The 18,592-nt window shown below is 62.5% G+C and carries 18 protein-coding genes; 4 read left to right on the top strand and 14 right to left on the bottom strand.

Going from position 1 to position 18,592, the window contains the following annotated elements:
• The first annotated feature begins 68 nt into the window (after positions 1-68).
• Positions 69-1,451, top strand: a complete 1,383-nt coding sequence (locus tag NKK51_RS14725) for an aspartate aminotransferase family protein (protein ID WP_256747151.1) — start codon at positions 69-71, stop codon at positions 1,449-1,451.
• Positions 1,448-2,116 (top strand): nuclear transport factor 2 family protein, encoded by a 669-nt coding sequence (locus NKK51_RS14720; RefSeq protein WP_352553546.1) that lies wholly within the window; start codon positions 1,448-1,450, stop codon positions 2,114-2,116. The genes NKK51_RS14725 and NKK51_RS14720 overlap by 4 nt, the downstream gene beginning before the upstream one ends.
• A 157-nt stretch (positions 2,117-2,273) precedes the next feature.
• On the opposite strand, the gene NKK51_RS14715 is transcribed toward NKK51_RS14720, so the two are convergent.
• The 10 genes from NKK51_RS14715 to NKK51_RS14670 form a co-directional block, all read right to left on the bottom strand.
• A complete protein-coding gene (locus tag NKK51_RS14715) occupies positions 2,274-3,467 on the bottom strand; it encodes an ABC transporter substrate-binding protein (RefSeq protein ID WP_023808984.1) in 1,194 nt (397 codons plus the stop codon).
• A gap of 43 nt (positions 3,468-3,510) precedes the next feature.
• Positions 3,511-4,602, bottom strand: a complete 1,092-nt coding sequence (locus tag NKK51_RS14710; RefSeq protein ID WP_352440675.1) for a branched-chain amino acid ABC transporter permease — start codon at positions 4,600-4,602, stop codon at positions 3,511-3,513.
• Between the two features lie 4 nt (positions 4,603-4,606).
• Positions 4,607-5,512 carry a branched-chain amino acid ABC transporter permease gene (locus NKK51_RS14705; protein ID WP_095483664.1) on the bottom strand — a complete coding sequence of 302 codons (906 nt, stop codon included), beginning with the start codon at positions 5,510-5,512 and terminating at the stop codon, positions 4,607-4,609.
• A gap of 1 nt (position 5,513) precedes the next feature.
• On the bottom strand, positions 5,514-6,248 hold the full coding sequence (locus NKK51_RS14700; RefSeq protein ID WP_352553544.1) for an ABC transporter ATP-binding protein: 735 nt from the start codon (positions 6,246-6,248) through the stop codon (positions 5,514-5,516).
• Positions 6,245-6,997, bottom strand: coding sequence for an ABC transporter ATP-binding protein (locus NKK51_RS14695; RefSeq protein WP_352553542.1), 753 nt, complete (start codon positions 6,995-6,997; stop codon positions 6,245-6,247). Before NKK51_RS14695 ends, NKK51_RS14700 begins: the two co-directional genes overlap by 4 nt.
• 249 nt (positions 6,998-7,246) lie before the next feature.
• The gene (locus NKK51_RS14690) at positions 7,247-8,218 is read right to left on the bottom strand and encodes a 5-oxoprolinase subunit C family protein (protein WP_352553540.1); all 972 of its coding nucleotides are present in this window, start codon (positions 8,216-8,218) and stop codon (positions 7,247-7,249) included.
• Entirely contained in the window at positions 8,208-9,083 is an 876-nt protein-coding gene (locus NKK51_RS14685) for a 5-oxoprolinase subunit B family protein (protein WP_352553539.1), read from the bottom strand. Before NKK51_RS14685 ends, NKK51_RS14690 begins: the two co-directional genes overlap by 11 nt.
• Positions 9,084-9,092: 9 nt before the next feature.
• Positions 9,093-10,457, bottom strand: a complete 1,365-nt coding sequence (locus NKK51_RS14680; RefSeq protein ID WP_352553538.1) for an acetyl-CoA carboxylase biotin carboxylase subunit — start codon at positions 10,455-10,457, stop codon at positions 9,093-9,095.
• Positions 10,457-10,690 (bottom strand): acetyl-CoA carboxylase, encoded by a 234-nt coding sequence (locus tag NKK51_RS14675; RefSeq protein ID WP_013533152.1) that lies wholly within the window; start codon positions 10,688-10,690, stop codon positions 10,457-10,459. Before NKK51_RS14675 ends, NKK51_RS14680 begins: the two co-directional genes overlap by 1 nt.
• A 66-nt stretch (positions 10,691-10,756) precedes the next feature.
• On the bottom strand, positions 10,757-11,479 hold the full coding sequence (locus NKK51_RS14670; protein WP_127255327.1) for a LamB/YcsF family protein: 723 nt from the start codon (positions 11,477-11,479) through the stop codon (positions 10,757-10,759).
• 135 nt (positions 11,480-11,614) lie between these two features.
• On the opposite strand from NKK51_RS14670, the gene NKK51_RS14665 reads away from it, so the two are divergent.
• Complete coding sequence (locus tag NKK51_RS14665; protein WP_127294331.1) at positions 11,615-12,520, top strand: LysR family transcriptional regulator; 906 nt, start codon at positions 11,615-11,617, stop codon at positions 12,518-12,520.
• On the opposite strand, the gene NKK51_RS14660 is transcribed toward NKK51_RS14665, so the two are convergent.
• Positions 12,517-12,651 carry a hypothetical protein gene (locus NKK51_RS14660; protein ID WP_281040467.1) on the bottom strand — a complete coding sequence of 45 codons (135 nt, stop codon included), beginning with the start codon at positions 12,649-12,651 and terminating at the stop codon, positions 12,517-12,519. The two genes, NKK51_RS14665 and NKK51_RS14660, sit on opposite strands and share 4 nt — an antisense overlap.
• 320 nt (positions 12,652-12,971) lie before the next feature.
• Here NKK51_RS14660 and NKK51_RS14655 point away from each other — a divergent pair, with 320 nt between their 5' ends.
• The gene (locus tag NKK51_RS14655; protein ID WP_352440673.1) at positions 12,972-14,468 is read left to right on the top strand and encodes an aldehyde dehydrogenase family protein; all 1,497 of its coding nucleotides are present in this window, start codon (positions 12,972-12,974) and stop codon (positions 14,466-14,468) included.
• Between the two features lie 403 nt (positions 14,469-14,871).
• On the opposite strand, the gene NKK51_RS14650 is transcribed toward NKK51_RS14655, so the two are convergent.
• Genes NKK51_RS14650 through NKK51_RS14640 form a run of 3 tightly spaced genes read right to left on the bottom strand, consistent with a single transcriptional unit; the run spans position 14,872 to position 18,431 of the window.
• Positions 14,872-15,696: an alpha/beta hydrolase gene (locus tag NKK51_RS14650; protein WP_352553674.1), complete on the bottom strand. Its 825-nt coding sequence runs from the start codon at positions 15,694-15,696 to the stop codon at positions 14,872-14,874.
• 10 nt (positions 15,697-15,706) lie between these two features.
• Complete coding sequence (locus NKK51_RS14645; protein WP_352553536.1) at positions 15,707-17,188, bottom strand: NAD-dependent succinate-semialdehyde dehydrogenase; 1,482 nt, start codon at positions 17,186-17,188, stop codon at positions 15,707-15,709.
• A gap of 16 nt (positions 17,189-17,204) precedes the next feature.
• A complete protein-coding gene (locus NKK51_RS14640; protein WP_352553534.1) occupies positions 17,205-18,431 on the bottom strand; it encodes an iron-containing alcohol dehydrogenase in 1,227 nt (408 codons plus the stop codon).
• Between the last annotated feature and the right edge of the window lie 161 nt (positions 18,432-18,592).

Genomic DNA, 18,592 nt, shown 5'->3' with positions numbered 1-18,592 from the left:
ACGCATGGGATCGAGGACTATCTTGCACTCACTGCCCGAACCATTTCCCCAAGCCGCTGAGGACTTCCATGGATGCGCTTTCCAACTCTCTCGCCGCCGCCGACATCGCCACCTCCATGCACCCCTACACAAACCTGCGTCAGCACGAGGAAACCGGGCCGCTGATCATCAGCCGCGGTGACGGCATCCGTGTGTATGACGAACGCGGCAAGGAATACATCGAAGGGCTCGCCGGGCTGTGGTCGGTGGGCGTCGGCTTTTCGGAAAAGCGGTTGGCCGACGCTGCCTACCAGCAAATGCTGAAGCTGCCCTACTACCACACCTTCTCCTCCAAGGCGCATGAGCCATCCATCCGGCTCGCTGAGAAACTTGTGGAGATGACGCCGGAAAACCTGACGCGTGTCTTCTTCACCTCGTCGGGCTCGGAAGCCAACGACACCATCGTCAAAATGATGTGGTTCATGAACAACGCGCTGGGCCGGCCAAAAAAGAAGAAATTCCTGGCACGGACCAAGGGCTACCACGGCATCACCGTCGCCTCCGGCAGCCTGACAGGCCTGCCGGTCAACCATCGCGACTTCGATCTTCCGGCGATTCCCGTTCGCCATTTGACCTGTCCGCACTTCTATCGCTTCGGCATGGAAGGCGAAGACGAAGCCGCCTTCACGGCGCGTCTGCTCGCCGAGCTGGAAGCGGTGATCGCGGAAGAAGGGGCTGACACCATTGCAGCCTTCATAGGCGAGCCGCTTATGGCAGCCGGCGGCGTTCTGCCACCGCCGGTCGGGTACTGGGAAGGCGTGGAGAAAATCTGCCGGGCAAATGATATCATCCTGATAGCAGACGAGGTGATCTGTGGTTTCGGGCGGCTTGGTACGCCTTTCGGCGCTCAGAAATACGGCTTCACGCCTGATATCATGACGGTCTCCAAGCAAATCACGTCGTCTTATATGCCGCTTGCCGCCGTCATTTTCTCCGATGCGATCTATCAGGCGATCGCCGACAACACCGCAACGATCGGCAATTTCGGCCACGGCTTCACGGCGTCGGGTCATCCGGTCGCGACGGCGGTGGGTCTCGAAAACCTCGCCATCTTCGAGGAGCGGGACTTGATCGGAAACGCGGCCCGCCTTGAGACGTCGTTCCAGGCCGGCATCCGCTCGTTCGCCGATCACCCGCTTGTCGGCGAAGCGCGGGGCACCGGTCTTATCGGCGCCGTGGAGCTGGTGGCAGACAAGGCGACGAAACGCCCCTTCGCCAAGGTTGGGCGCGCAGGGAGTATCGCAGCGGGAATCGGCCACGAGGAAGGCCTCATCTTCCGCGCCATCGGCGACCAGCTCGCGCTCTGTCCGCCGATGATCTCGACAGAAGACGATGTGAAGGAAATCATGACGCGCATGGGCCGGACGCTTGAGCGCCTGACCGGTGCGGTTGCCAAGGAGGGGCTTGAATGACCCGCATGAAAGCCGAACCGGTCGTCCATATCGACGACGAACGCTTTCGGGTCACCGAATGGCGCTTTGCCACCGGGGCCGAGACCGGCTGGCACATCCATGGCCATGACTACGTCATCGTGCCGCTTACGGACGGCAAGCTCGGTCTCGAAGGCCCGGACGGCGCGCAGTCGCAAGCCGCTCTCACCCAAGGGGTGCCTTATTCGCGGCGGACGGGTGTGGCCCACAACGTCATCAATGCCGGCGATGCACCGCTCGCCTTTCTGGAGGTCGAAGTCGTTGAGGCTGGCGATCTCGCAGCCAGGCGGCTCGCCGTGCTCGACCGGTTCCTCGCGGCCTGGAACGCTCGCGACGTGGGCGCGCTGATGGACTGCATGGTTGAGAATTGCGCTTTCCACGGCTCGGCCGGCCCCGATGCCGAAGGGCGCAAGCATGTGGGGCGTGACGCAGTGCGCGTCGCCTATGCAGCGCTGTTCGATGCCTTCCCGAAAGGCGCGTGGATCAGGGGACGGCACATCGTGACGGGCGACACCGGGCTTTCATCATGGCGCTTCGTCGGCACCACGGCAGCGGGGCAGCAAATCGAAGTCGACGGCTGCGATATCTTCGCTTTCTCGGGGGAGCTCATAGCGCTCAAGGATTCCTACCGCAAAGCGCGAGGGTAGCGAAAATCTGGATTCATCGGGCGACAAGGGCGGTCCAAACGGGCCGCCCTCGTTTTTTGCTCAAAGGCAATATCCTCAAAAGACGAAAGGCCCAGTCATCCCAAAGGAACAGGGCCTTCCGCATATGAAGGGCCGGGCTTACCCGGCCCATCTTCTCCTACTTGAGCAAGGCTTCCATCGGTACCGGCTCGGAAATCGTCCAGTTGCCTACAACACCCGGCTTGCCGGCCTTGGTCTCGACGATCAGGTACCGCGTCTGGTTCTGGTGATGCAGTTCCGGCGTGAAGGTACGAGGCCCGAACAGTGTCGGCTCATTCTTCATCTTTTCCAGTTCCGCGACGACCGCGTCGGCATCGGCCGTGCCTGCACGCTCCACCGCCTTGGCCCAGACGTCGACCATGACGTAACCCGGAAAGACATACTGGCTCGAGGGATCGGCGCCTGTCTTCTGCTTGTAGGTGGCATTGAACTTCAGCACGGCCGGATTGGGATCGTCGCCATAGATCGATCCCTGAACGGGGACGTAGAAGTTCGTCAGATCGGGCACAGCCGAGAGCCAATAGCTACCGTCGACGCCCGATCCATTCAGGATCATGGAATTGATACCCGCGGCGCGAAGCTGCTTGATGGCCGAGACGGCGCCCGGCATCATCGTGCAAAGCATGATCGCATCCGGCTCCTTCGGCAGAGACTTGATGCGGGTGATCTGCGCGGCGATGGAGGCATCCTCGTTCTTGAAGGTGTCTTCACCGACAAGCTTCGCGCCCTGGGCTTCGAGCTTCGGCATCATCCAGTCGAAGCCGTCGCAGATGCCCTTGTTGTAGGCCGTCCAGGTATCGAGCAGACGGTAGAAGTCCTTTGCGCCCTTTTCCTTGAATGCCCACTCGGCCATGGTCGCTCCCTGCACGGCCGCCAGCACCGACGCGGAGAAGCTGTGCGGGCCGACACCCTGGATGCCGGCCTTGACCGATTCCGCGCACAGGAAGAAGGAGATACGGCCTGCGTCCTCGGCCGCGAGCGCAGCCGGCGATCCGAAGTCGTAGTCGCAGGACACGACCACGAGATCCGCACCCTGGTCGAGCACGGAGAGGCCAGCCTTGGCGCCTTCGGCCCGGTCGGACTTGGTGTCGGCCTTGACGACCTTGATCTGCTTTCCAAGCAGACCGCCAGCCGCATTGATCTCGTCGATGCGGATCAAAGCCGCCTCCTGGGCAGGCTTGTCATAGGCTTCCATGAAGCCCGACTCCGCAGTGGCGAAGCCGATGACGATAGTCTTGTCATCGGCCAGGGCCGGGTATGCGATGGACATCGAGGCCAGAGCGGTTGCGACAATTCTCATTTTGTATGCCATGCACGTCTCCTTTTTTGTTTTCCGGTCGGGCTTGTGCCGCCGGTCACTTGTTGCGACTGCTGCGAGGTAAGGTGAGTTCGCGGTTGCCCATGAGTCCGGATGGGCGAAGCGCGAGGATCACGATCATGATGACGCCGAGGGCTATTTCCTGAACCCCTTTCGGGAGGGCGAACGTGGACTCGCCGAGCGATACGCCTGCCTCCAGCCAACGCAGCGCCTGGATGAGGGCGGACAGCAGGACGACACCCACCACACCACCCGACAGGCTGCCCATGCCGCCGACGACGAGCATGGAAAGGGTGATGAAGGTGAGACCGAGATAGAATGTATCGGGTGTGACCACGCCGATGGAATGAGCCATCAGCGCACCGCCCAGCCCCATCACCGCGCCCGATACGACGAACGCCACCAGTCTTTCCCTGGGAATGTCGATACCGGAAGCCGCGGCGGCGGTGGGCTCGTCGCGGGCAGCACGAAGGGCTAGGCCAGACCGGGAGATCGCGTGCACCCAGGCGATGAAGATTGCGACCACGGCGCCGATGAGATATGGCCAGATCACGCGCACGATCGGAATGCCGACGACCGATGAGGTCGCTCCGGTCACGCTCTCCCAGTTGGAATAAATTGTGTTGATCATGGCGAGCATCGCGAAGGTCGCGATCGATGCTGCGATGCCCGATAATCGCATCAGCACCCGCCCGAAGATGAGAGCGGCGAGGGCGGCGAACAAGGCTGCCAGCACGGCCGATTGCCAGTAAGGCAATCGGGTCGCCAGCAGCCATTCGGGCAGTCCCGGCAACGAACCGCGTTTCATCATCGGGTTGATGGTGAGCCACGCGGCCGCGTAGGCGCCAAGGCAGGTGAAGCCGATATGCCCGAAGCTGAGAACGCCCGAATTTCCGATAAAGATGTATAGGCCCACGACGAGGATGACACGGACGAACACGTCGATCACCGTCTGGTTGAAGGGCCGCGATCCGGTCATCACCGTGATCAGCGCGATGGCCAGCAGCAGCAGAGAAAGCAGGACCGGCGTCAGGATTGTGCGGCGCGCAAGTGCGAAGCGGGCGGGCTTTTGCTTGGCAGCCGCGGCACCGGGAGCGGTAGAGTTGGCTAGGGAGGCGGCGACAGCCATGAAATCAGACCCTTTCCTTGGTGCCGCGCGCGGCAATAAGCCCTTGCGGGCGGAAGAGGAGGACGAGGATGACCGCTCCATAGACAAAGGCATCGCGGAATGGCCGGGCGTCGATGGGCAGCATGACCTGCATGATCACCGAGGCGGCACCCAGCAGGAAGCCGGCGAGCACGGCTCCCCCGAGGCTGCCGAGGCCGCCAATGACGGTGGCGATGAAGGCCATCAACATGATCGAGGCGCCCATCTGGATGTCCAGCGTGCCTGTCTGGGCGCCAAAGATCAGCGCAATGGCGGCGGCCAACGCGCCGGAGAGGGCGAACGCACCCATGATGACCCGGTTCGCACGCACACCCAGCATGCGGGCCATCGAGAAGTTCTCGGCCGCCGCCCGCATCTCCAGGCCGAAGCGAGTTTGACGCAGGAACAATGTCAGGCCGATCAGGATGACCATCGTAGTCACGATCGTTATGAGTTGGAGGAGGGGAAGCCGGGCACCGAGGATCTCCACCGGCTGGGACAGTTCGGGCAGCAGCGAAATCGATTTCGGCCGACTGGAGAACAGCATGAGCAGGAAGTAGCGAATTACGAAACCGAGCGCGAAGGAGGCGATCATCATGGTTGCCGGATTTGCCTGGCGGAACCGCCTGAAGACGACGATTTCGCACAGCACCGACAGCCCGGCCCCGCAGAGGAGGACGAAGGGCACCAGAAGGTACCACGGCAATTGGCCGGCGAAGACGATGGCCATTGCGTCCGTAGACGGCCATAGCAGCGCGAAGACGCAGAAGGCGATGACGTCGCCATGCGCGAAGTTCACCAGCCGCATGACGCCGAAGATGAGGGCGATGCCGAGCGCTCCGAGCGCGTACAGCGAGCCAAGCGAGAGTGCGTCGAACAGGATCTGAAGCATCTCAATTGTCCTCGTAGCCGAAATAGGCAGCCTGGATCGCCTCGCCGTTGCCGAGCGTCCGCGCGTCGCCATCGAGCACGATCTGTCCGCCACGCATCAGGATCATCCTCCCGCCCACCATCATCGCTCGGGCCGAGCTCTGCTCAACGATCAGGAGCGTGAGCTGGCGCAGCGCACGCAGCGCGATCAGCCGCTCGTAGACCTGGTCGTTGATGTTGGGGGCGAGGCCCAGCGAAGGCTCGTCAATGGCTACAAGCCGCGGATTGGTCATCAGCGCGCGTCCGATGACCAGCATTTGCTGCTGCCCGCCGGACAGCAATCCCGCCTGCCCGTGCCGCCTCTCTTTCAGCATCGGGAAGGTTGCGTAGACGGCTTCGAGTTCGTCGGCCGCTCGGCTGCGCCAGCCGCGTTCGCGGGCGTGCATGCCGGTTCCGACCAGGAGGTTCTCTTCGGTCGTCAGCGAGCCGAAGACATCGCGCCCCTCCGGCACCATGGAGAATCCGAGCCGGGCGATGTTTTCCGGCGCCTGGCCGGTGATCTCATGACCTGCAAGGTCGATCCGGCCGCCCGCCACCGGCGTAACACCGGCGATCGCGCGCAGCAGCGAAGACTTCCCGGCTCCGTTCGGGCCGGTGATGAACAGGATTTCTCCCTCGGCCATGGAGAAGGAGACATTTCGGACCGCCGTGAGACGGCTATAGCGAATAGTGATATCGGAAAGGGCGAGCAGGCTCATTCCATCGCCTCCAGCACAGGCAGGTCGGTGTTCGCGGCAGTGCCCATATAAGCGTGGCGCACCTTCTCGCTGTCGCGGATCGCGGCAGGCGGGCCTTCCTCGATGATCGCTCCGGAATCGAGCACGACGATATGCTGGCAGAGGCCGAGCACCAGCCCGACATTGTGCTCGATGAGCAGGACACCACAGCCGAGATCGGCGGCGATGTGTCTTATCAGGGCCGAAAGCTCCCGCGCCTCCAGTGCGCTCATGCCAGCCGCGGGCTCGTCGAGCAGGATGTATGCGGGCCGTCCCATCAGGGCGCGGCCAATGGCGACGCGGCGCTCGTCCGTATATGGCAACGTTCCGGCGATGCGGGTGCTCAGCGCACCGATGCCTATCCAGTCGAGCATCGCTTCCGCTTCGGCGATGGCAGCGCGCCGGCTCATTCCCAGGCCAACGCCGGTTACCTCCAAATTGTCCAGCACAGGCAAGTCGCGGAAGAGCCGCCCACCCTGGAAGGTGCGGGCGATGCCGCGCCGCCGGACCTGATGCGGCTTGAGACCCGTGAGTGCTGCGCCGTCGAGCTTGATGGTGCCTTCCGTCGGTGCCTGGAAGCCGGTCAGCACGTTGACGAGCGTGGTCTTGCCAGCGCCATTCGGGCCGATGAGGCCATTAATGCGGCCGGGCGTAATTTGGAGGTCTACCGATGACAGGGCCTTCAGCCCCGCAAACGATACCGAGACGTTCTCCGCGCTCAGATGACTCATGACCCTTTCCTTCTTTCTACCGACGGAAAGGCGCGAAGCATCCGGCCTTGCGGCCAGTCACGTTGCAAATGTCTTCCCCTGTCGGTTCCGGCGGTCTCTAGCGGACTGCTCGGATGCCAAATTCACGCCGTTGCCCGGCGTCGTCTTGTCGTTTCGCGCACCGGATTTTGTCTTCCGCCACGCACGGTCGGTTTTGGCCGGCCGATCTCCTCGCCACCGGCTCCTCCGCCGGCATTTTTCCGGCTGACGTCAGCCGGCCAGATGTCCTTCAGCACGCGCCAGCGCGGCGCGCTGTTCGGTTCGCGCGGCAAGCGCGTCTTCCAGCGTCACCGGAACGAAGCGCGCCGGGGTGTGCGGCTGGAGCTGGGCGATAAGGTCCATGTCGGCCGATATCACCACGCCCAGCATCATGTACCCGCCACCCGAAACCGCGTCCCGGTGAAGAACGATCGGCTCCGTGCCACTCGGCACCTGGACGGATCCGTAGGGATAGCAGGCATCGACGATGTTCGAGGGGTCGGAGCCCGCACCGAAAGGCTGCTCGCGCTCGACGAACTCCAGCGGCGTCCCGCCCCGGAAGCGATAGCCGATGCGGTCGGCTTCGGGCGCGACCTTCCAGGTTTCCTCAAAGAACCGATTGCCGGCAGCCTCGGTGATCCGATGCCAGTACATCCCGGGAAGCATTCTGAGTTTCGCCGGACTATTGCCCGCGCGGCGCAGATTTGCAGGCAGTGAAAGACCGGCTTTGCCGGAACCTTCGCCGAGGGGAAGCTCATCACCCGCCTTCAGCGTGCGGCCCTGATGGCCGCCGAGTGCGCCCAGAATGTAAGTCGAGCGCGAACCGAGAACCACGGGTACGTCGATGCCGCCGGAGACGGCCAGATAAGCGCGCGCGCCGCCCTTGAGGAAGCCGAAGGAAAGCCGGTCACCGGCCTTCACCGGAAAACTTTCCCAGGTCGGCCGCTCCTCGCCATTGAGTTTGGGGGGGAGTTCTCCGCCGGTGACGGCGACGACCGCGGATTGGGTGAATTCGAGTTCGGGGCCCATGAAGGTGGCTTCGAGCACCGCGGCACCCGGATTGTTGCCGACAAGCAGGTTTGCGATGCGTGTGGCAAAGCGGTCCATGCCGCCGCCTTCGGGAATGCCGACATGATAGTGGCCTGGTCGACCAAGGTCCTGCACGGAAGTGGAGAGGCCGGGAGAGATTACCTTAACGGTCATTGATAAGCTCCATCAGCTTTGCATTGGTGCCGTAAATATCTCTGTTGAAGTCCTTCAGGCTGAAGGTGCACTCGCGAACCGTCGGCTGCCACCGATTGGCTTCGATTTCCTCCAGCGTGGCGTCGTAGTCATCGCGACCAATGGCCTTGAACTTGACGATGTCGCCTGGCTTGAACAGGCACATGTCATCGGAGAGGTAGCGCACCTTCCTGGTCGGGTCGTAGATCGGGGCCGGGGTTATGCCATACATCTGGTAGCCGCCAGCGCCGCGTACTGAATAGATCGCTGCGAAGCAGCCGCCATGGCCAATGGTGAGCTTGGGAGTGTCGGTGCGTGGACGCAAGTATTTCGGCGCCTGAATCTGTTTCTTGCGCTCAACCATCTGGTACAGGAAGGGCAGTCCGGCGACGAAGCCGACCATCGATACGAACCAGGGCTGGCCGGAATAGGCCTCGATAAACTCTTCCACCGTGGCGTAGCCGTTGATGCGGGCCGAATATTCAAGATCGGTGGAGGAGGGGTCCTGATGGCGCTCGCGGAAGCGCAAGCAGGTTTCACGCGTCCATGGATCCTGGAAATAAACCGGCAGTTCGATGATCCGGGTCTTCAGCACCGGGTCCGCCTTCGAGGCCGCCTCTTCCATCGACTTCAGTTCGCTGAGCAAATCCTGCGGCTTGACGATGTCGGGGTTGAAGCGAATCTGGAAGCTGGCGTTGGCAGGGCAGATCTCGGTGACACCTCGGATGCCTGCCGTACGCACCGCGTTCGTCATCGAAAGGCCGGTAAAGAAGGAGGTGAGCGACATTTCCTCGGACACCTCGCCGAAGATATGTTCGTCACCGCCGAAGTTGAATCGTATCGACATCGGTCCTCCTTAACCCGCCAAAGCTGCGGCGTTTTCGATGAGCCAGCCTTCCAGCCAGCGGGTATGCACGTCTCCCGCCCGCACCGCCGGATCGGCGGCCAGCGCAAGAAACAGCGGCTTGGTGGTCTTGAGCCCGCCGATCTTCAACTCGTTGAGCGCGCGGATCAGGCGCACTATCGCCGCCTCGCGCGTCTCTGCATGCACGATCAGCTTGGCAAGCAGCGAATCATAAAAGGGCGGCACCTGATAGCCTTGGTAGAGCATCGAATCGAAGCGTACGCCCGGACCGCCGGGAATGCGAAGCTCGGCCACCTGCCCCGGGAATGGAGCGAACTCCTTCGCCGGGTCTTCGGCATTGAGCCGGACTTCGATCGCATGCCCCTTGACGGAGACATCGCCTTGCCGGATCCGCAGCTTCTCGCCGCCGGCGATGCGAAGCATCTCCGCAACGAGGTCGATGCCGGTGATCGCTTCGGTGACCGGGTGCTCGACCTGGATACGGGTGTTCATCTCGATGAAGTAAAAGCGATCTGCTTCATCGTCATAAAGATACTCTACCGTGCCGGCACCAGAGTATTTGACCGCCTTGGCCAAAGCGACCGCCGAAGCGCAGAGCTCCTCGCGCAGCCTGTCTGAAAGTGCGCGCGACGGCGCCTCCTCCCAAACCTTCTGGCGTCGCCGCTGCAGCGAGCACTCCCGCTCGTAGCAGTGGATGGCATCGCTTCCGTCCGCCAGCACCTGCACCTCGATATGGCGGGCCTTGCCGATCACCTTTTCCATGTAGAGGCCACCGTCGCCAAAGGCGGCGAGGGCTTCTGCTTCGGCTTGAGGAAAGGCTTGCTCGAACTCGGCGAGCGAGTTGGCGATGCGGATGCCCCGCCCGCCGCCGCCTGCCGCCGCCTTGATCATCACCGGAAAACCGGTTGCGGTCAGCACCTCGTGGCCAGCCTTGAGGCCCTCGACCCGGCCAGCCGAGCCAGGCACCACAGGGACACCTGTAGCGGCGGCGGCGGATCGCGCCGAGACCTTGTCTCCCATCATCCGGATCGCATCTCCCGACGGGCCGACGAAGACCAATCCAGCGCCTGTGACCGCGTCGGAAAACGCGGCATTCTCGGCAAGGAACCCATAGCCTGGATGAACGCTGTCGCAACCGGTGTCGCGGGCAGCCTTCAGAATTGCTTCGACATTGAGATAGGACTTCTTTGCTGCTGGTGGGCCGATGTTGACCGCTTCGTCCGCAAGCTGGACGTGGAGCGACTCGGCGTCTGCGGCCGAATACACCGCCACGGTGGTGATCCCCAAATCTTGCGCGGCCCGGATGATCCTGACCGCTATCTCGCCCCGGTTGGCAACCAGAAGCTTTTTCAGCATCAGTCGAGATCCGCAATAGGTGCGCCGGCCATGATGGGGTCTTCATTGTCGGCAATGAAGCGGATGTTCGTACCGGCCGTCTCGGCCCTCACTTCGTGGAACGACTTCATCACTTCGATGAGACCGATTACGTCTCCGGCGGAAACCGCGTCCCCATCCGCCTTGTAGGGCGGCTGGTCTGGCGAAGCGCTCCGATAAAAAGTGCCGGGAAGAGGCGAAAGAATCTGGGCCATAAAAAGCTCCGGAAAACTGCGGACAGACTAATTTGGAACCGCCCGCGCGGGCGGGTTCGGTCGAGTTCAGTGCCAGGGGGCGATTGCGGTGCGCACGGCTCTGGCTATTTCGATGGCGTTCGGCGTATCGGAATGCACGCAGATGGTTTCGCAGCGTACGGGGAAGAAACTGCCGTCCTCTGCCGTGCCCTCGCCCTCCCTGATGGCGCGTACGCACCGCTCGGCCATCTCTGCGGGGTCCTTGGCGTCATGAACGCGTGTCAAGATCAGCTTGCCGGAGGCATCGTAGTCGAGATCGGCATAGAACTCGGCGACGAATGGGATACCGCGCTCTTGATAGATCTTCTCATGCAGGGTGCCCGTCATGCCGAAGAGGGGTACGCCGAAAACCTCTGCGGCGTCACACACGCCATGGGCGATTGCCTCCTGCTGCATGGCCATGAAGTAAAGGCTGCCATGCGGCTTGATGTGGTGGAGTTCCACACCTTCGGCCTTGAGGAAGCCGGCAAGCGCTCCCACCTGGTAAATGATGGTGTTCCTGACTTCTTCGCGGGTCATCCGCATCTCGCGCCGGCCGAAACCCTGAATGTCGGGCAAGCCTGGATGGGCGCCGATCTTAACGCCACTCGCCTTGGCGCTGCGGACGGCGGCGTGCATGTGATCCGGATCAGAAGCGTGGAAACCACAGGCGACATTGGCAACGTCGATGATGGGCATCATGCCCATATCATCGCCAACCTTGTAGAGGCCAAAGCTTTCGCCCATGTCGCAGTTTAGCGTCACCGCCATCGCATTGTTACCCCTCGAAGCTGCCGTCTTTGCGGCGTTGCAGCATTTTTTGCGCATGCGAAGGCGTTTGTGAAATAGTAGTTTATTGATTGTCATATCAAAAAAACAGATAATGGTTCTGGGCCGGAGCGCACCATGACCATCACCTTGAAACAGCTTGATTATTTTATCGCGACCGCCGAGAGCGGACAGGTCAGTCATGCTGCGGTGGAACTCAACATCTCGCAATCGGCGGTCACTGCGGCGATAAAGACGCTTGAGGCTGACCTGGGCGTACGGCTTTTGGAGCGTAACCACGCTGGCGTAAGATTGACGATGGAGGGCGCGCGGTTTCTTGAACATGCGCGGGTTATCACCGGGGCCGTCGCTGCCGCCGTCCGAAGCCCGTTGCGCGATAGGAAAGGCCTGGCGGGCAAGCTGCGGCTGGGCATGACCTACACGGTCGTCGGCTACTACATGTCGCGCCACTACGCCCGGTTTCGAAAGACCTATCCCGAGATCGAGGTCGAGGTGCTGGAACTGCCCCGAGACGCTCTCGAAAGCGGGTTGATGTGCGGGGACATCGACATGGCCGTGATGCTGGTGTCGAACCTGGAGCACACCAAGGAGTTGGCGCAGGAGGTCTTGATGCGGTCGAACCGCCGGCTCTGGCTTTCGGCTGATCATCACCTGCTCGCGCGACAGGAAATCAGCCTCACCGATGTGGCGGCGGAAGATTATGTCATGCTGACGGTTGACGAGGCACGTACGACGGCCGCCCGTTACTGGGATGCCGCGGGGCTTTCGCTCCGCGCCGTCCTTACCACCAGTTCGGTCGAGGCCGTGCGGTCGCTCGTGGCTGCCGGCATGGGGGTCACTGTCCTGTCCGACATGGTTTACCGCCCCTGGTCCTTGGAGGGGCAGCGCATCGAAGTGCGCGGGCTTGTCGAGCCCATCCCCACTATGGATGTCGGCCTGGCCTGGTCGCGTGACAGATCAATCGAACCGGCAGCGGCGGCCTTCCGGGCCTTCATGTCCGTGACCATGGGCGGCGGCGGCTAACCGCCTGCCGTCAGGCAGGCGCTATGGCACAGGCTTGGAATGGTGGCGACGACGCGGATGCCGAACGGTGCGAGTTCCACGGCCATGGCCCGGGTGGCGGCAATCGCCCAGCCCTTGAAGCATTGCACCAAGTCAAATTCGGGCGAGGCGAGACGCCGCCGTTGGCGATCCGGTCGAACATCTCTTCGTCCATCGTCTCGAGCGCCAGGGCGGCTGGGCCACGCCGGCATTGTTGACCAGTATGTCGAGACCGCCAAAGGCCGAGCGGGCCAGGTCTACCGCCGATGGCGACCTTGCCAGCAAGTCTCATATCTGCTCCTCCATTGCCGGCACCATCGGGGAAGTCGCGTACATTGCACAGTCCGATTATCTGAACGCCCTTTTAGCTTTCTTTGTTTGAGGTCGACCGGCGTGGGAGGCATGGTCGCCACGGAATTGTGAGGAGGAAGGGATGACGCTGAATTTCGACCCGCGGGCGAAGGCCACGGCGCTCTACCACGGCGAATTCCGGCCGATGTTCGTCGGCGGCAAGTGGGTTCCGGCACGGTCCGGCCAGGAGATGCAGGCGCTCAACCCGGCGACTGGCGAAGTGCTGGCCACCGTGCCGCGTGGCTCGGCGGCCGACGTCGATGCGGCGGTGGCCGCTGCGCGCACGGCTTTCGAAGGGCCATGGTCAAAATTTTCGCCCTATGAGCGGCAGTGCGTGCTTCTGCGCATCGCCGATCTCTTCGAGACCCATTGGGAAGAGCTCAGCGTTTCGGACACTCTCGACATGGGACTGCCGATCACGCGCACGCTCGCCAACCGGCGGCGCGTCATCGGCATGCTGCGCTTCTATGCGGGCATGGCGACCGCGCTGCATGGCGAATCCATAGACAATTCGATCCCTGGCGAGATCGTCAGCTTCACAAGGCGCGAGCCGGTGGGCGTTGTCGGCGCGATCATCCCCTGGAACGCTCCGACCGCCGCTTCGATCTGGAAGATCGCGCCGGCGCTCGCCACCGGCTGCACCATCGTGCTGAAGCCCTCGGAGGATGCCTCGTTGACGCCGTTGCTGATCGCCAGGCTGATGCAGGAAGCCGGCGTTCCCGACGGCGTCGTCAACGTCGTCACCGGCACCGGGGCGGAGGCCGGTGCGTGGCTCGCTAAACATCCCGACGTCAACAAGATCGTCTTCACCGGCTCGACGCTGACCGGCCAGGCCATCGCGCGGGCGGGCGTGATCAACCTCAAGCGCGTTTCCCTGGAACTCGGCGGCAAATCGCCGATCATCGTCTGCCGGGATGCCGACATCGACAAGGCGGTTCCTGTCGCCGCGATGGCGGTGTTCGTTCATTCGGGCCAGATCTGCATCGCCGGATCGCGGCTGTTCGTGGCGCGCGAAATCCATGACGAATTCGTGCGCCGGGTCGCCGAGTTTGCCGGCAGGCTTCGCATCGGCCATGGCATTGAGGCGGAAACCGAAATCGGCCCGCTCATCAATGCCAGGCAGGCCGGCAAGGTGGTGGGCTATATCAAGGCCGGCCGCGACGAAGGCGCGGAACTGATAGCGGGCGGCTCGCGACTGACCGGCGAGATCTACGACGGCGGCAATTTCATCGCGCCGACTGTCTTCGGCGCGGTGTCGGACAAGATGACCATCGCGCGTGAAGAAATCTTCGGTCCGGTGATTTCGGCGATGCCGTTCGACACGCTCGACGAAGCCGTTGCGCGGGCCAATGCGACGCCCTACGGCCTGGCCGCCGGCATTTTCACCAGTCATCTGGGCACCGCCCACAAGCTCGCCCGCCGCATCAAGGCCGGCTCGGTGTGGGTCAACATGTACCACGCCATCGACCCGGCGGTGCCGTTCGGCGGCATGAAGATGTCCGGCTACGGCCGCGAGGGCGGCATCGAACATCTGCATGAATATCTGGAGACCAAGTCGATCTGGATCCAGACCGACTGAGCGTGCGCTGATATTCAGGTGAGGCCGGCCTGCGAATGACGGCGTCCCGCACCATTCTCGGCGCTCGTGCAAGGTGCCTGTCCGAAGGCGCGATGCTCAGTTTGCCAGTTCGCAAATTGGTGCGGATGAGGTTCATCAGCTGTTCGGAGAAGGACTGGTGCACATAGCCCCGCGGTGATGATGCCGACGGAGCGGTGGGCGTCGCGATGGTCGATCGGCACCACTCGCATGCAGTGTGGAGAAAGACGATGAGGAATCGTCGGTTGTGTCCTCTGCCGGATTTCACCTGCCGCAAAGCTCAGCCCGATGCCGGTAGCTGCCGCGATCCCGTGACGGTACTTTCTTGAGTGACGGGAGTGTCTGGCCCGGCAGTCAAGCGGCTCTACTTTCCCCAGCTTCCGTCCTATAGGCCGTTTCCCTCGATCATCGCCATCAGGCAATCGCCAGATTGTGTGCCGCTGATGCCCAGATCACGCACGCTGTTCATGTGGTTTCGGTCATTCAGGCGGAGGTCGCAGACAAGGTGCCCCTGCGCGCGTAAGCGCTTTCCGAAGTCGGCGGCCTGCTGGTGAAAAGGTGACGTTTCCTGATCTCCGACGAGAATGGTCGCTGCCGTCTCCGGGTCATGCCACCGCGTCATCGGGGTGAAGGCAGTTGCCTCCTCATCGGTGATTCCGATTAGCGGCTGGAGGAAGGACGTCTGAAGGGGCTTGAGGTCGTAAAGGCCGCCTAGCAGCAGCGCCGCACGTATGGGCGATGGCATTGGCGTCTTTTCGAACAGGAATGTGGCCAGGTGCGCGCCCGCCGAATGACCACTTACGCTTAGCCGGGCAGGGTCACCGCCATGGGCGGCTATATTGTCCAGCACCCATTGTTTGGCACGCCGGATCTGGTCGACGATTGCCGCCATCCTGACTTCAGGCATCAGCGCATAGTCGACGATGACCGCGATCGCCCCAGCTTTGGTGACTGTGTTCGCTACATAAGAATAGTCGCTTCTGGAGAACATGCGCCAGTAGCCACCATGGATGAAGATGTGCACGGGAAGATCCCTGCGCGCGCCGGGCGGAAAGAACAGGTCCAACCTTTCGGCCTTGCCCTCGCCATAGGCGATATCAGCCGACATCGGCAGGGTCGCCCGGGTTTCGGCGCTGCGAGTCACTATGTCGGCCACGATATCGTCAAAATCGGCCACATGGTCGCGCGTGCGGAATGGGTCCTTTGACATAACTGCCGGTTCAGAAGGTGACGGCAATATATTTAGCCTCCATGAACTCGGCGATGCCGTGGTGCTGGCCGCCTTCGCGGCCAAGGCCACTCTGCTTGACGCCTCCGAATGGTGCGGCCGGATCCGACATCAGTCCTCGGTTGAGACCGATCATGCCGGCCTCGATCCCCGACGCCACCCGCATGCCGCGTCCAACATCGCGTGTGTATATATAAGCGGCCAGGCCATATTCCGTGTTGTTAGCATGTGCGATCGCCTCGGCCTCGGTGTCGAAGCGTGTGATGGGTGCCACCGGGCCGAAAATCTCCTCGTGCGCCATCTCCGCATCGGGCGGCACATCGGACAGCACTGTGGGCGGATAGAAGAATCCTTCTTCCTCCGAAATCGCCCCGCCGCAAAGCACCTTGGCTCCCCGGCCCACGGCGTCCTTGACCAGGCGGTCGATCTTGTCGACAGCCTTTCTGGTGATCATCGGCCCGCATTCTGTGTCTGCATTCGGACCCGCCCCCACCTTAAGTGCCGCCATGCGCTTGCGGAGCCCGTCGGCAAAAGCATCATAGATTCCCGATTGCACATAGAGGCGATTGGCGGCGGTGCAGGCCTCGCCGGCGTTGCGCATCTTGGCGATCATCGCGCCGTCGAGGGCGGCGTCGAGATCGGCATCGTCGAAGACGACAAACGGGGCATTGCCGCCGAGTTCCATCGAACAGGAAATGACATGCTTTGAAGCCTCGCCGAGCAAGGTTCGGCCGACACCCGTCGACCCCGTGAAGGACAGTTTCCTGACGCGTGGATCGGAGAGCATGGCGGAAGTCAGCGGCCCGGGACTGGTCGTGGTCAGCACGTTGACGACGCCGGCAGGCACGCCGGCTTCGCTGTAGAGTGCCGCCAGCGCATAGGCCGTCAGCGGTGTTTCACTGGCCGGCTTCAGGACGACAGTGCAGCCTGCCGCCAGCGCCGGCGCGATCTTGCGGGTCGCCATCGCGGCCGGAAAATTCCACGGTGTGATCAGCACGCAGATTCCGATCGGCTCATAATCGACCACGATCCGGTTGGTGCCGGATGGCGCAGTGCCGAATTCACCGGTAATCCGGACCGCCTCTTCGGCATTCCAGCGGAAGAACTCGGCGGCGTACGCCACTTCGCCGCGCGCGTCGCGCAACGCCTTGCCATTCTCCAGCGAGATCAGCATGGCGAGCGTTTCGGAGCGTTCGACCATGAGCTCAAAACAGCGCCGAAGGATTTCCGAGCGTTTGCGCGGCGCCGTCTCCCGCCATCCCTTAGCTGCTTTGGCCGCGGCCTCGACGGCGGCGGTGGCGTCCTCGACTGTCGCATCGGGAACCGCCGCGATCACCGCCCCGGAGGAGGGATCGACGACATCGATGAGCCGACCGTCGGAGGACGGTCGCCAAGTGCCGTCGATGTAGAGTCCGTGCAAAAAACCGCGCACGTCATAGCCATCCTGGTCGAGCTGCTGAGCGTTCAAATTCATCGCTTTGTTCCGTTCTTCACATAACGCAGGCGGCGATGTCGCCGTCATGGGCAGCCTGGACGAGGCGTCGCATCGTGCCGAGATCGAAGGCACGCGGATTGTTCTTGATCAGGCGGTCGATGCCGAGCGCTTGCTCAGCGGTCCAGTCAAGCTTGTCGGCGGGGAGGCCTAGATCCGCCAGTGTTGGCGTAATGCCGATCGCCGCGAACAATCGCCTGATCTCCTCGATTGTGGCGGCTGCCATCTGGGCGGTGGTTCTCGCCTTCGTTTCCAAGCCAAGTGCCGCGCCGATCTCTGCCATCTCGTCAGCGGCGACGCGGCTGTTATAGGTCATTACGTAAGGCATCATTGTCGCCACGCCCAAACCATGGGCGGTGTGGGTGAGGGCGCCTGCCGGATATTGCACGGCATGCGCCGCCGCCGTTCCGGCGGTGCCGAATGCGCAGCCCGCTGCCAGAGCGCCCATCATGACATCGGCACGCGCGTCGACATCGGTGCCGTCGCTGCAGGCTTTCTCCAGACTCCGGCCAAGCAGTTTTATCGCGAGCAACGCGAAATGGTCGGTCAGGGCAGTCTTGCCGATGAAGACATGCTGTTGCGGCAGATTGGGGTCTTCACCGCGCCGCATGGCGGTGAAGGCCTCGATCGCATGGGTCAAAGCGTCAGCGCCAGCGATCGCGGTCAGGCCAGGGGGGCAGGTCATTGTCAGTTCGGGGTCGCACAGGGCGACTGCAGCGATAAGGTGAGGGCTCGATATGCCGACCTTGAGCGTCCGGTCCGGGTCGGAAATCACCGCGACCGGCGTCACCTCGGAGCCGGTGCCGGCCGTGGTGGGTACGGCGATCAGCGGCAGTGTCGGACCCGGCACCTTGAACTCCCCGTAATAGTCCTGGAGCTTGCCGCCATGGCTGAGAAGCAGCGTGGCGCATTTGGCGAAATCGAGACAGCTGCCGCCGCCGATGCCGATCACCATGTCCGGCCTGAACCCCTTGGCTTCCTCGACACAGATGCCGACCGTGTCGCGTGGCACGTCGGGCAGAACGCGGTCATGCACAAGGACTTCGATCGAGGCTGATTGAAGGGACTTGATGATGTCGACGAATACCGTTGTGCCCGCGAAACGCTCATCGGTGCAGACCAGCGCACGTTGGCCGAACCGGGCGGCGACCGTGGGCAGCACATGGCGCTGCCCTTTCCCGAACAGGATTTCACGCGGCAACCGCAGGGCGGCGAAGAGGGTCATGATCGGTCCTTTGACGGCGGCTGACTGGAAACGGAGGGATTGAACTGGGCTTGGGATCGGACGGTCTAAGCGCGTGTCTCTCGCCCCTAAAACATATCCGCTTTAAAATCGTATAGGATATAGGATTGCATCGACGGAACCATCGTGTTAGCAGTCCTGAC

It is taken from the genome of Mesorhizobium sp. M0011, from assembly GCF_040324155.1.
In the GTDB taxonomy this organism is placed as follows: Bacteria; Pseudomonadota; Alphaproteobacteria; order Rhizobiales; family Rhizobiaceae; genus Mesorhizobium.
The sequence above is the reverse complement of the archived record's forward strand: the minus strand, read 5'-3'. Positions and strand labels throughout refer to the sequence as shown.